Source organism: Photobacterium galatheae, assembly GCF_000695255.1.
Classification (GTDB): Bacteria; Pseudomonadota; Gammaproteobacteria; order Enterobacterales; family Vibrionaceae; genus Photobacterium; species Photobacterium galatheae.
Genome location: NZ_JMIB01000021.1, coordinates 238306 through 250408, shown reverse-complemented (window position 1 = coordinate 250408; position 12103 = coordinate 238306). Strand labels below are relative to the sequence as shown.

Below are 12103 nucleotides of genomic sequence, written 5' to 3'. Positions count from 1 at the left end.
ATCAGACTTCTGTTGATTTCAAGTAAAGCATCAAAATCTTCAAGGACAGAAATATGCGTTTTCACCCGAGAAAAGGTGCGGTCATACCGGGTCTGCTTCTGATGGTCATGACTGGTTGTACGAATACCGAGTCAGTGAATACAAAAGAAACATCAACAACATCAAAACAGCGTCACTATATTTGGGTTGATGAGCCGGGAAATGAAGTAAACCCACTGGCCGTGAAAGCGGCAAAGCAGGTGTGTGGTTATGAAACCTATGTGGACAAAAAGTACAATTATCAAAAATATCAGATGTTCCTTTGTATGGAAAAGCTGGGTGTTTATTACATGACAGTCCCTGACTTACCAGATTATGAATGACTAGCAGAAGAGATGAAAATGGAAAGGGATCACGTGATTGTGACGAAGAGGCTTATTTTAACTCCGGTGACTGCCAATGATATCGATATTTACTCAAAGCTGCTGACTTCAGAATCGGTAACGCGTTTTTTGCCCGGTGGAATACATTGCTGCTCGGAATACATTGCACAATATGTACCATGATGGCGATGACTTACTGACGGTGTCGGTTAAGGCTGCTTCTTACGATGGCTCGTCGGGGTTAAATTTCATCTGAGACGTGTAAAGAGCGGGACGAATCGAACGATTCATCCCGGATAATTGTGTGAAGAAAACGTTCAATGATTTCTTGGTTCGCTTTTAGAAAAGACCTGAATCTCACTTAAGACTTCAAAGCCTAAATGGCTGTAAAGTCTCTGACCGAGTTCACTTGCAGCCAATAACACCTGGTCACATGCATTTTGCTGTGCGTCACGGAAGATGAGACGCATGATTTGCTTAGACAAACCCTGACGCCGGAATTCGGGGTGCGTCTGAACATCGTCGATTATGACTGTCTGCCCCACTTGAATTGCTCTCGCCCATGAGGCCAGCACGTTCTCTTTTCGAATGAAATAAACCTGAACTTGATCAGCTTTGAACTGTTCATGCTGGATGATATTTTGTTGCCGTTGCTGGTTAAACCAATCGATTTGTGCAGGTTGAACCGCAATCTCAATATCAGACGAATGATTGACAGACTGATCATTGACTGACTGAAGGCGGGTGAGATCCAGGCGCATCAGCTTTTCGTTGGTGAGGTGTTGATAACCAACGGATGCCAGCTTTTGTTTCGCCGCTTCATTTGCATCAAAGACTGAGACAAAATGCAGCTTGCTACCCATTTCACTGATCAGTTTCTCAGGAGAGAAGGAAGCCCAATCCCAGATAAACATTTCGTGTGAACGTTTGGTTGAACCGATCGGCTGGCTGAAGCTGCAAAGTAACCCTTCTTGACGTTGATTAAGTTTCACAGGGCCAATACGGCGTGAGTTAGACCAGCCCATGACAAAACGTTCAATCTGATGGGAAAGTGGGGTATTCATATCCTTATGCATCACGAGTTTCCAAGCTTACGGTGTCAATGTCTTTCATCAAAATATCCAGCTCTTGATAGTTCGGAGCGGACACGATCGCGAAACCTGTTCGGTCAAGTGATGATGCTAGCATGGGAATCGGGTCGTTTTCTTTTCGGGCGATATAAATTGTGACAATGCCTTCTTTTTTGGGGAGATCTTCAGGGATATTGATTTTTTTGAGTATCTCGCTGATGATTCTATTGATAGAGTTGTCTCTACGATTTGATGCCGAACAGTTCAAGTTTTTTTGTCCTGTGGATGTCTTCGGTACATAGATTGACTGAAGGTCACGTGGTGGCCATAGATGGTCAAACACTCTGCAGTGCATACAGCCATGAAGATAGAGCCAGCACTATATTACTGCAAAACTGAGCATGTCTCTGATGAATACACGACATGGTTATATGACAGCAATGACTGGCAGACGAAGTTGGCTAAGGTTGTGTTGCGGCATTGGCAAAAGCGGAGAGTGCCGTCCCGATTTTCTGGAGCACGTCATTGCATCCGCTTATGTGGTGACGTGAAGCCAGATAGCTCGGATCGTTATACCTCAGCCAGACTGTACCGGATTCATCCTGACTGATGAGTGCCTTTTGCGGTAGGTCGATGGCGACACTCTGTGCACAGACCATGAGCGGGGAGCCAACTTTCGGGTTTCCGAATATCAGCAGGGTTGTCGGGCGTAATAATATTCCGGCTTGTTTCGCGGCGGCTGCATGATCAATTCGCGCAAAAAGGGTCATTCCTTTGGATGTTAAGGCTGCTTCTAAACGGTCAGCCGTTGTGGCCACGTCAAACGTACTTTTCATCTTGATCAGGCCATTTTGGGCATAACCGGGAAAGCTGATAACGAAGGCCAGCGTGAGCACGAACGTTTTGTATTTCATCTTGTTTCCTTACTGCCGCATACAGTTACATAGAATGTATTAAAAGTAGCGGTGGATTGTGCAGAGTACAAACAGGCACTGGTTTGTCGAAGCACAGTGAATCTGAGAGGAAACCATGTTCAAAATAAATCAAAAACAAAAGCTGACGGTATCTGTATTGATTGCGGCACTATTTTCCCCGGCAGGATTGGCTCAAGAGAATAAGTTTCAATTGAAAATGAAACCTCTTACCGGGTCATCGTTCATGCAGTGGGTCAGCTTCGCACCTTCTTATCGTCAACCAGAGCTGCAAATTGTGTTCAGCTTCAGTGAGGCGAAGCAAATGCTTGGTGATCGGTTTCACCTGAACGAGACACTGCTTATCAAGGGACCTAAAGGGAAAGTTCTGTTGCAGGAGCCCCATTTTGAAAGTGAGTGCCAATTTGAAGCGTATTATCCGGAAGAAGATGTGATCAATTTTACCTGTGGTCATGAAGCCGAAACGTTGATCTCCCTTCAAACCGGGGAATATTTGTACGGGAATCCTGAGAAAGCTGTTTACTCGCCCAATGGCCGCTACAGATATACTAATTATTACAATGGCCAGGACAGTGAATACTGCTTACAAGAAAAAATAGATGGAAACTGGAAGACGATTTACGGACATCAAGAAGGTGATTTTCTCAACCTGTGGCGGGTGAAAAAAATCTACTGGGTGAACAACCAACAGTTTGCATTCATAAAATCTGCCAGAACAGCATCAGAGAAGCTTAAGTTTTTTCTGGTTGACCTTTGAGGGAGCAAATAGCCAGAAGCAACGTCTTCCTTCAGTAACTTTCATTGAGAGAATGAAATTGAAAACAACAACAAGCACACCCTGGTCTTGTTCGTTTAGCTTGGGCTGACTTTTTCCTCTGGCTGAATGGTAACTAGTTTGTGTTTAAAAGCCAGGATCTGTGGTCAGAGCCCGGAGAAAAACCGGAGTATCCGTATTATCTTGGTGAATATTAGACTAGACACCGTGTTCATATTTCTTGCTGGCCCGGGTATTTGTGTGAATACAATGGACGAAAGCTGGAACCACATTGGTCATAACGGCAAATGTGTTCCTCCATTTCTCTATGTAGTGTATCGTCAGGAAAAGGAACGAAAAAGGAAATGGAATGATTCGAATTGAACAGTATACAGAATATCGTAAAGCGGAAGTCTGTTCACTCTTGGTTAACCCAGAACAAACGGAATTTACAATTGGAAAAATGCCCGAGGTTCTCGCTGATTTACAAGCGCATGAGCATGCTTGTTTAATCACCATCAATCATCAGGTCGCTGGCTCTTTCATTCTGGATACACGTTATGCCGAGACGTATCGTTTTTGCCCTGAGGATGCATTGGGTGTCAGGGCCTTACTGATTGATAAGGCATTTCAGGGACAAGGAATTGCAAGTCAGGGGATCAGAGCACTACCAGCGTTTGTACAGAGACATTATCCAGACGTTCAGGCGCTCTATTTAACGGTAAATTGCCACAACCTGCCTGCATATCAGTGTTATCTGAAAACAGGTTTTCAGGACACTGGCGATTTATATTACGGTGGACCTGCTGGCCCGCAGCACATCCTGTTTAAGCACCTTTCAGGCGAGCATGCCTGTTCGCCTGAGTGAGTTCGTTTCTATTTTTTTTTCAGAAGAGGATCTGAAATGATGCCAATGATTTTTATCAATTTGTCAGTCAGTCATCGTCTGCCTAATCTGAAGCGTTCAAAGCGGCGCAGAATTGTGACTCTTTTCTATATGATGGTTTCCCTGAATGGCAAAGGAATGGGCATATATGCGTACCGGTGCTCGAAAGTTGCCGTGAATCAAGTGATGCAGTATTGCATGAAGAGAGCATCGTTGTCTGTCCGGTTCATTCAGGGTAAGTGAAAATAGATATGAGCAGTGATGGCGCTAATATTACTGTTCAGGAAAGTGTCTCGGGGTCGTGTTGCTGGTGGAGCGACTCTCACCGGAAATAAACGTGGAGTTTTATCTCTGTGAAGATAAATATTACCTCTGGCGATCTGAACTAAATTTGGAATTGATAAAAATTTGTTAAAATTCACAATTGATGGTAATGGGTATTGGCCACTATGTGGATACCCATTAAACAATTCTGAAAGTAAACCCGCTAGGTTATAAATGAATTACTTGTCATAGAAGAAATTTTCAATATCTTGAGGATTAATTGAGTGAGTCATCTATTGTGCTTGTTCAAATCTACTGCCATCATTTTATAAATGATTTGACCGTTATTGTGAGTTTTTTGGCTTATAATCTTAAAATTTCAATAATATGCGTGTTATTCATATGGAAAATGTGTATATTTAAAGCTGTTTTATTAATAGTAGTTAGAGTGATTTGATGAAAAACTGTTTGAAATTTTCTTCTTTAATCTTCTGTTTAGTTCCGTTACATGTATCGGCTGATAATTGGTCCATACACTATGACGATGTTCTAGATGGTGTTGTTAACGGGGATGCAGAATATAACACTGATGTCACAGTAAGACAAATGACCTTTGCTTCAACTGAGAATGATGTTTTTGTCGGTCAGTATTTAAATGATGGTAAAATCATCGAGTTTAACCAGACTTCCGAATCTATCAAACAATACTACTTAGGTAAGAAAGGAGAGTCTGGTTACGCAGGTACTTGGTACAATACCGCAGGTCAATCTGGTGACTGGTCAATTCGCACGGATACCGATAACACTGTCATAAAAAAAACATGTTGGCACATCTTGGACTCTGGTAACTCTGTTGGTGACGGGTATTACATGATTGATCCAGATGGAGAAAATAATGGCGTTGAACCATTTGAAGTCTATTGTGATATGACTAACCAGGGTGGGGGATGGACACTTTTTGCTCATAATAAAGACAACATTTTAACGAAAGAGTTTGTAGAAACTGTATCTCCCAATCAGTTAGGTGTTATGCGTAATTTACGTTGGAATGCACTTTTATCTGCCTCTCATTATGGTCTTATGACATTGGATCAAGCTGGGAAAAAAGCAATGGTTACTTTTGAAACCATGAATCAAGTGAATCCTGAAAATAGAGTTGAAAGTTTAGCTCCAGATTTATCCAAGGCACATTTGCTCTGGCATGCTAAATCATCTTCAGCGGGAATCAATGATTTTACGGCTATAGTGATGTATAGTAAAGATTCTGGGGAAGGACTCTTCAATAAAAGTCAGCTGAATGGGGCTTCTGTTTATAATCACGGTTATATAAAATTTGATGTTTGGGATTATGCTCCAGGTCGTTATTACCAAGGACACGTCTGGGATAGAATCAACTCTCTACTTTACTATATAAAATAAATTTATTTTAAAGACCACTATAGCAAAGGTGGTCTTTTTCTTATGGTTTAATGTGATAACTAATTGAAATAACACCAACAATCGATGTGGGATGGTACTAAGTTAATCAGAGATCGTATCTTTATGATTGACCTCATCAGATATTTTTAATGGTAAGTATTTGAATTTTAGTCTTTACTCCCACCCGAAAACAGCATCATACAGGATAAGAGCATGAATGTTCGCTTTTTACTCACCTCTTAAAACCAGCCAGAAGTAGCTTCTCCAAATAGCTGCTCCTTATTGCCGAAATTTTCTATTGACGCCAGATACTGGCTTTTGGGGTCGCTTCAGTACGCAGCATATTGATGGCGATGTGGCGCATACAAACCATGATCTTAGTGGCGTTGCAGCTGAATATCTGGCAAGCATCTTTATTTACCGATGCATTCTAAACCCAGTACAGGTTATTTCCTATGCTCCAGTGATACCGAACAGCGGCTGCAAAACGCTTTTGTCCTAGCTCTGCAGAACCGATGTATTAGAATAATCGAGCGATTTTTTACCAGCCTTATCAATACGGTAACCGATAGCAATTCCTATACTTTCTAGTTTTTTCAAGTCTGGGAAATGTTGGGTAAGTTCACCTGCTGGAAGCACATGGTATTTACGGACTTCTACACGCCCATGACTCTGCTCGATGGTGACATCATCCCGTAAAATCGCGGCTTTTACGCTTTTTAACAGCTCTTTTCGAATTTATGACGGACTTAGTGAGGCTTTTCCAAGCCGATTCAAAAACTATCCAACTGCGACTGAATGTCATATGCCCATGTCGTTGCTTGACCAATCACCAAAAACAATGACATTAACGGCAGATACAGCATCTGAGCGGGTGTACTTGCCTGCACCTATAGACAAAAAATTGCTTTTGGCCGATGCTGACTATGTGGATTTTAGCTATTTCGAGCAACTCTTTCATCGTCCGTGGCTGCAAATCTCTTAACCCAACGATTGTTGATGCCCACAATGAGGAAGGTCGGCGATTACCAAAATTAATTGATTAGAAACTCAAGGATGCCAGCTGAAAAACCAACCGCTCCGAAGTTCTTGACCTGAGATGAAAGCGAGGAAAGTATAAATTCCGGGTAGTGTGCCGTTGGTTTACTGAAGAAAAACGTTTCTGTCTGTGGTTAACAAACTTGCCGACATGGCAATTTTCAGCAGACGATAGCATGACGCTCTATCGGTGCCAGTGAAAAATTGATCTACTATTTAAAGCGTTGAAATCACATACGAATTGATGCCGTTTGTAACGGCACAAAAGCCATTGCTGAGGAACTGATTTGGGCTAGTTTGCTAACACTGATTTTTCGGCGAAGTATCACCATGACCAGCCTGCCGTTAGTATCTGTATTTAAAGCGGTAAAAAATGGTGATGTTTGGCTACTTTCAATATTGGAAGGCTTGATGCACCAAGTAATGTCTGAAATATCAGGACGACTGGAGTGGGCATACATATCAATGAATGCTCGTAAAGAAGCTTAGAGAAAATCCAAGAACGACAGAACCTTAGATGGAATTTATTAAAGGCTTAATGCTTAAGGTCCTGTTTATGAGTAACAGACAACCATCTTTGAATAAGGCCTTATCTTGGAACCAAGGTGGATTTCACCAAAGTCTTCAATGTCTTTCCGCCCCTCGGTATCGGCTATCATTACACAAGTGGTTAGGAACAAAATTAAATAATGGATAACTGATTTTCGCTGATTGACGTGGGTCTTTCAGATCGCAGAAGTACTGAGGAAAGGTATTAATCCTCATTGTGCTACTCTCGAAAAAGAGAGTATAAGATCATAACTCGGTCTGCAGGTCAAACAGGAGGAAATTGATTATATAATGCTCGCGATTTTACCCTAGTAAAATGGTTGAGCAGAGGGAATCACACATTGGCAAAAAGTTATCTGAAAAAGCTGGGCGAAAAATTATGAGCACACGTATTATTTTTGAAATAAATTTAGTTTATATACTGGTGAAAAATTTTCACAAAGTTGATAGATGGTTTTTATGCTATTAGACAACGCCCGGGAAGGGCGCTGTTTTTGGGGAGGTCAATTCACGCTGAATGATGAGGCGTGTCGTTGCTGGACAGGATGATTTTTAGATTGGGAATAAGTTCATACTCAATCGTGTCAGCTAAAGATATGTAGTCTTCAGTTCTAGTTCTCAGATTGATTTCTTTAAATAGTAACTTGATGTAATCACGTCCATCTTTTTCAAACGTGTGCCAATACTTTGTTAAAAGCAGGCAGCAATCTCTGACGAGTTTACTGATGGCATAGGAATCACCTAATCGTAAGCTTCTGGATAGCTCTTTAAAAGGGGCCTCAATAGTTGTGTAGCTAATCTCTTGCATCAGATTATCTCCTGATCATCTAAATACGTTGTATTTGCGATTTTAGCGCCTCTTCGACTGCAGTTGATAAACTCTAGCTCATTGACTTTTTGCATAGAGATAAAGTTTTCGACACCAGTAAGGAATGTTCGGTATGAAATTTCAGTTTCTACCTCTTCACCATAACCATTGATAACGCTGGTGTTCGCCTTCATTGTTTTTTCATGTGTTGAGTTATCCATGCCAGCATGGAATTTATTATCAGGGAAAGAAAAATCCATCCCCATGAAATAAACGCGTTGCGTTGCTATAGCAAATGCAATATGAAGCGCGGATGCAATAACTGAACCGTACATGTATAACCTGATTGATGGTAAAATCTCTTGTATTTTATCATAATCTTCAGTAAGCAAGTTGGCGTAATAAGTTTTTCCACGCCAGTCTTTCAAAATGTTATGAGGTGTTAATGTCGAGCAGACAAAACGGGTTTTGTGCCTCGCCAGTTCAAAAGGGAAAAAATCGGCTAAATCCTGATTGTTATCTTCAAGACCTTTACCACGGTCAACATTGACGATTACATCAGGATAAATCTCATGTTTATATAATAATTTTCCTGCCATGGATGCTGCGACAATATAAGGTCTTCCTGGTTTTTTATATACTTCTTTTAGCTTGTCTATATTCTCTTCCAGCGTTGGGCCAGCTCCGATAAGAATAACACTTTGATGTTTTTTCCCATGTTTTTTGAATAATTCATCTACAGGCTTTTTCTTGCGAAGGAGTGGGAGGTTCTCCTTAATTCTGAGTTGGTCAAATTCGATTGAACCATCAGAATTGAACTGCTGGATCGCATAGCGATAAAATATAATGCTTTCATAATGATAATATAGATTAGGTGTTTTTCTTTTCGCCAAAATTATTTCTTGAGGGAGAATGATTGCCCCTGGATGTTTTAATACAACCTCTGATACAGAAGTATTCATAAGAGTATCGTGCAAGCAGTGAAATCGTTCATCGTTTAACCATGGCTGGTCTGTAAAATGAAGAACGAGTTTAAATACATCCGGGTTAATGATATGGATAAAAACCTTTTTTGCATTTTTATCATGCATCAGAATTTTAGGCACATCACCCATGCCACAACCCATGACGTGGTATTCATCACCACTTGTGTGTTTTCTGTACATGAACGCTTCTTCAATCGGGTCGTATCGACTGCTTAATTGAATACCTTCCACACTGATTGTTTGGTGTTTGCCATCGACGACACATGCATCTAAATGCTCAATCTCTTGTATATCAATCAGGTTGGCTAGCTCAGGCCATCTGCGGTGAATCACGCCTAAGTTTTTCTGATATAAATCACTCATTACTGAAAATCTCGCTTTCTTATCAATATGTTGAGCATTAGAAGTTTTCAAATCCAAACTCATCGGTTCTTATCGTCTGGTGTATCTATTACCACCAAATCACACGGACTCACTCAGGCTCTGACCTGCCGCTGTTGTCAGTGCTAAAGTTCTCACATCAAAGAGCAAATGATCTATCTGCTGAACCTTATATCAACCTTGTTTCATCGCTGGTTTTGTTACCGCTTATGCCATGGTAGTCGAGCCCAGTCGCTTCAGGTTATGAGTAAAGGTCCATGAGTCTTATTTCCTTCTGTGAGCAGTTTAAAATCTTTATCAACAGAGCAACTCACGAAGAAGCTTCATTTGTCTTCAATCTTTCGTATTTAATTATTGATGATAATAATTTCTAAAAACCAAATAAATGAAAATAAGGTGAAATATTTGTACCAGCATCACATCATGAAGGGGCGGTTGAATAAAAAGCATTGAGATAATACGCGATAATGCTTTTTTTACAATTTTTGATAGTTATGAAAACGTATCAGCTAAATTTATTGTGTGATCTTGTGCCAAAAAAATAGGTGGAATGAAGGTCACGGTTATAGATATGATTACGCTGATGTTTCATCGTGAACGTACTCATGATGATGCTAGCATAGATATAAAATTAACTGATTTATTATGAATGATAACTTTTGTTATGGTCTATGTTAGGTGATAAATATGAATAATCGGTGGAGCCGGATATTTTGGTAATCAATTAGTTCAAACGATTTTGTACTTCTATGAAAACTGGGAAAATTATTTTTATGTGATGAACTCAAGTAGATTGAGTTTAAGTAAAAATATCTAAGTTATTAATATCAGAAATTGAGATGCTTGATTGGTGACATCTGAGATCAAGTAAGATGAATGCAGGCATGAAAAGGTACAGCAGTTATTTTTTATGCTGCAGCAGAATATCTGTTAAGTAATCAAGTTGTTAGGTGAAATGACGTTGAAACTTGGACTGAGGGCTTTGCCGCTTGCTTGAAAGCTGCGGCTGCGGCAGGCATGATCACGCTTTTCGGTACTGAAGAGATAGAGCATGGTTGTTTGGCCTGCAATCCTCAAATATGACGGCGACCCTGAGTTGTTTTACTTACCAGATCAGCAAAGCTGGGAGGAAGATGAGGATTTACATGTGTTGGGATTTCAGCCGCGAGACCAGTTGATTGATTCGCAGGGACAGGTCTTTGAGCTGCATTGGAGGAAAGGAGATCTTGTTGCTTTGATGAAAACGCCGAGGCTGATACCCCTGATAGAAATTTCTGAAATGATTCAGTTTCATCAGTCCTGTCAGGGGGCATGTTGTGCAGCCAAAGTGAGTTTTCGCTCAGTGGCAGAGGCAATCCGTGCCGTTGGAGAAGCCTTCCTAATCAATCCGGTTGAGTAATTACTCCCACCCGAAAACAGCATCATACGTTTGGCAATTGCCAACCAGAGACGCTGTGTCTTCAAGATAAAGCTGTTGATCGGCAGAAACAGGGTAGGTGAGCCATTGTGAACATTGAGCACTCTGTCCGTTCCCGATCACCAGTTTACTGCCGGATTTCAGTTCACAGCGTGTCAACTTATCCAGCGGGGACCACTGATAGCAAATCTCATAACCGGCACGGTATTGAGCAACTTTTCCGTCTGGCTGGCTGGTTGCCCACCAAGCGCCATATTGGCTGTTTGGATTGGTGCTGTTCCATGCGCGGTAAATTGTGAGTGCTTCACCGTCTTTGACTTTGTACACCTGCCCCTGACAGAGTTTGCCCTGATTGGGTTCACCCAGTGAATTGGTCAGAAGCTGCGGATCATCGGTAGAGACTAATTTACCGGCCCATGCTGCCGGTGGCTCCGTTGAGCCAATGCAGTTTTCAGCGACAAGGATATCCTGCGTTGCGTTTGCGACATTCGTCTGTCCGGATTCGGGCGTGGTCGTTGTACAGGCGGTGAGACTCAGGCTGCCAATCAGGGCTGCGACGAAGGTGAGTGTTGATTTCATACATGTTCCCTATGTTTGTCGATGGATGACTCCATTATTGTCTTGATATACAGGCTTTTCTTGCTGGCTTTAGGGAAAACCGTAATTTTTGGAGACAGCTAACAGTTTGGGCAGACGATTCGGATCGGCAAAGATAGGGAAGACGTGAAAAAAACCGGAACGAGATGTTCCGGTTTATGATGATTATTTTCTCGCATTGGCCTGTTTTTTATTGTCACTGGCCGTTGCGGTCGGGGTAGGAGAGGCACCGGGTTTGCCAGCTGACGCGGAAGCCGCCGTGCTGTTTTTGTCACTGCTGCCGACTTCTGCGGGTTTTAATTGCGTCGGAGGCGTCAGAGACGCCGCATCTTTTGGGTTGCTTTTTGACTCGCTACTGGTCTTCGCTTCTTCTTTGTTCAGTGTCACCACTTTTTCATCGTCGGCCGGATGGGTTTGACCCAGGAAGCAACCGCCTCGCTCAATGCAAATGTCATTGGTATAAATGACACCTTTCGCTTTGCCTTTTTCCAGAATTTCGATACTGGCAGCGTGGCAAGCCCCTTCATGTAAGCCGTTAATTACGACTTTATTGGCGTAGATTTCTCCGGATACCCGGCCCGTCGCACTGATCGACAGCGTTTGTTCGGTACGGATACGTCCTTCAATGTAGCCATCCACC

At 41.9% G+C, this 12103-nt stretch carries 13 protein-coding genes; 6 read left to right on the top strand and 7 right to left on the bottom strand.

Features of this window, described 5'->3' with window-relative positions:
* The first annotated feature begins 53 nt into the window (after positions 1 to 53).
* Positions 54 to 362: a hypothetical protein gene (locus EA58_RS10935; RefSeq protein ID WP_036752383.1), complete on the top strand. Its 309-nt coding sequence runs from the start codon at positions 54 to 56 to the stop codon at positions 360 to 362.
* Between the two features lie 317 nt (positions 363 to 679).
* On the opposite strand, the gene EA58_RS10930 is transcribed toward EA58_RS10935, so the two are convergent.
* The 3 genes from EA58_RS10930 to EA58_RS10920 all read right to left on the bottom strand — a co-directional run bounded on the left by EA58_RS10930 (position 680) and on the right by EA58_RS10920 (position 2346).
* Positions 680 to 1438 (bottom strand): GNAT family N-acetyltransferase, encoded by a 759-nt coding sequence (locus EA58_RS10930; RefSeq protein WP_036752381.1) that lies wholly within the window; start codon positions 1436 to 1438, stop codon positions 680 to 682.
* Positions 1431 to 1700 carry a hypothetical protein gene (locus EA58_RS10925; RefSeq protein WP_036752378.1) on the bottom strand — a complete coding sequence of 90 codons (270 nt, stop codon included), beginning with the start codon at positions 1698 to 1700 and terminating at the stop codon, positions 1431 to 1433. Before EA58_RS10925 ends, EA58_RS10930 begins: the two co-directional genes overlap by 8 nt.
* A 193-nt stretch (positions 1701 to 1893) precedes the next feature.
* Positions 1894 to 2346, bottom strand: a complete 453-nt coding sequence (locus tag EA58_RS10920) for a DUF302 domain-containing protein (protein WP_036752376.1) — start codon at positions 2344 to 2346, stop codon at positions 1894 to 1896.
* A 115-nt stretch (positions 2347 to 2461) separates the two neighbouring features.
* Between EA58_RS10920 and EA58_RS20915 the strand changes: the two genes are divergently transcribed.
* From EA58_RS20915 to EA58_RS22190, 4 genes are all read left to right on the top strand, one after another.
* The gene (locus tag EA58_RS20915) at positions 2462 to 3121 is read left to right on the top strand and encodes a hypothetical protein (RefSeq protein WP_051642025.1); all 660 of its coding nucleotides are present in this window, start codon (positions 2462 to 2464) and stop codon (positions 3119 to 3121) included.
* Positions 3122 to 3488: 367 nt separating this feature from the next.
* Positions 3489 to 3986: a GNAT family N-acetyltransferase gene (locus EA58_RS10910; RefSeq protein WP_036752374.1), complete on the top strand. Its 498-nt coding sequence runs from the start codon at positions 3489 to 3491 to the stop codon at positions 3984 to 3986.
* A gap of 750 nt (positions 3987 to 4736) precedes the next feature.
* Positions 4737 to 5687 (top strand): fibrinogen-like YCDxxxxGGGW domain-containing protein, encoded by a 951-nt coding sequence (locus EA58_RS10900; RefSeq protein WP_161781032.1) that lies wholly within the window; start codon positions 4737 to 4739, stop codon positions 5685 to 5687.
* 679 nt (positions 5688 to 6366) lie between these two features.
* On the top strand, positions 6367 to 6672 hold the full coding sequence (locus EA58_RS22190) for a hypothetical protein (protein ID WP_152547991.1): 306 nt from the start codon (positions 6367 to 6369) through the stop codon (positions 6670 to 6672).
* Positions 6673 to 7782: 1110 nt separating this feature from the next.
* On the opposite strand, the gene EA58_RS10890 is transcribed toward EA58_RS22190, so the two are convergent.
* Entirely contained in the window at positions 7783 to 8082 is a 300-nt protein-coding gene (locus EA58_RS10890; RefSeq protein ID WP_036752367.1) for a hypothetical protein, read from the bottom strand.
* Positions 8082 to 9482 (bottom strand): motility associated factor glycosyltransferase family protein, encoded by a 1401-nt coding sequence (locus EA58_RS10885; protein ID WP_161781031.1) that lies wholly within the window; start codon positions 9480 to 9482, stop codon positions 8082 to 8084. The genes EA58_RS10890 and EA58_RS10885 overlap by 1 nt, the downstream gene beginning before the upstream one ends.
* Before the next feature lie 1018 nt (positions 9483 to 10500).
* On the opposite strand from EA58_RS10885, the gene EA58_RS10880 reads away from it, so the two are divergent.
* The gene (locus EA58_RS10880; RefSeq protein ID WP_036752364.1) at positions 10501 to 10848 is read left to right on the top strand and encodes a DUF4144 family protein; all 348 of its coding nucleotides are present in this window, start codon (positions 10501 to 10503) and stop codon (positions 10846 to 10848) included.
* On the opposite strand, the gene EA58_RS21990 is transcribed toward EA58_RS10880, so the two are convergent.
* The gene (locus EA58_RS21990) at positions 10849 to 11445 is read right to left on the bottom strand and encodes a hypothetical protein (protein WP_036752362.1); all 597 of its coding nucleotides are present in this window, start codon (positions 11443 to 11445) and stop codon (positions 10849 to 10851) included.
* A gap of 183 nt (positions 11446 to 11628) precedes the next feature.
* Positions 11629 to 12102: a bactofilin family protein gene (locus EA58_RS21345; RefSeq protein WP_235199594.1), complete on the bottom strand. Its 474-nt coding sequence runs from the start codon at positions 12100 to 12102 to the stop codon at positions 11629 to 11631.
* Between the last annotated feature and the right edge of the window lies 1 nt (position 12103).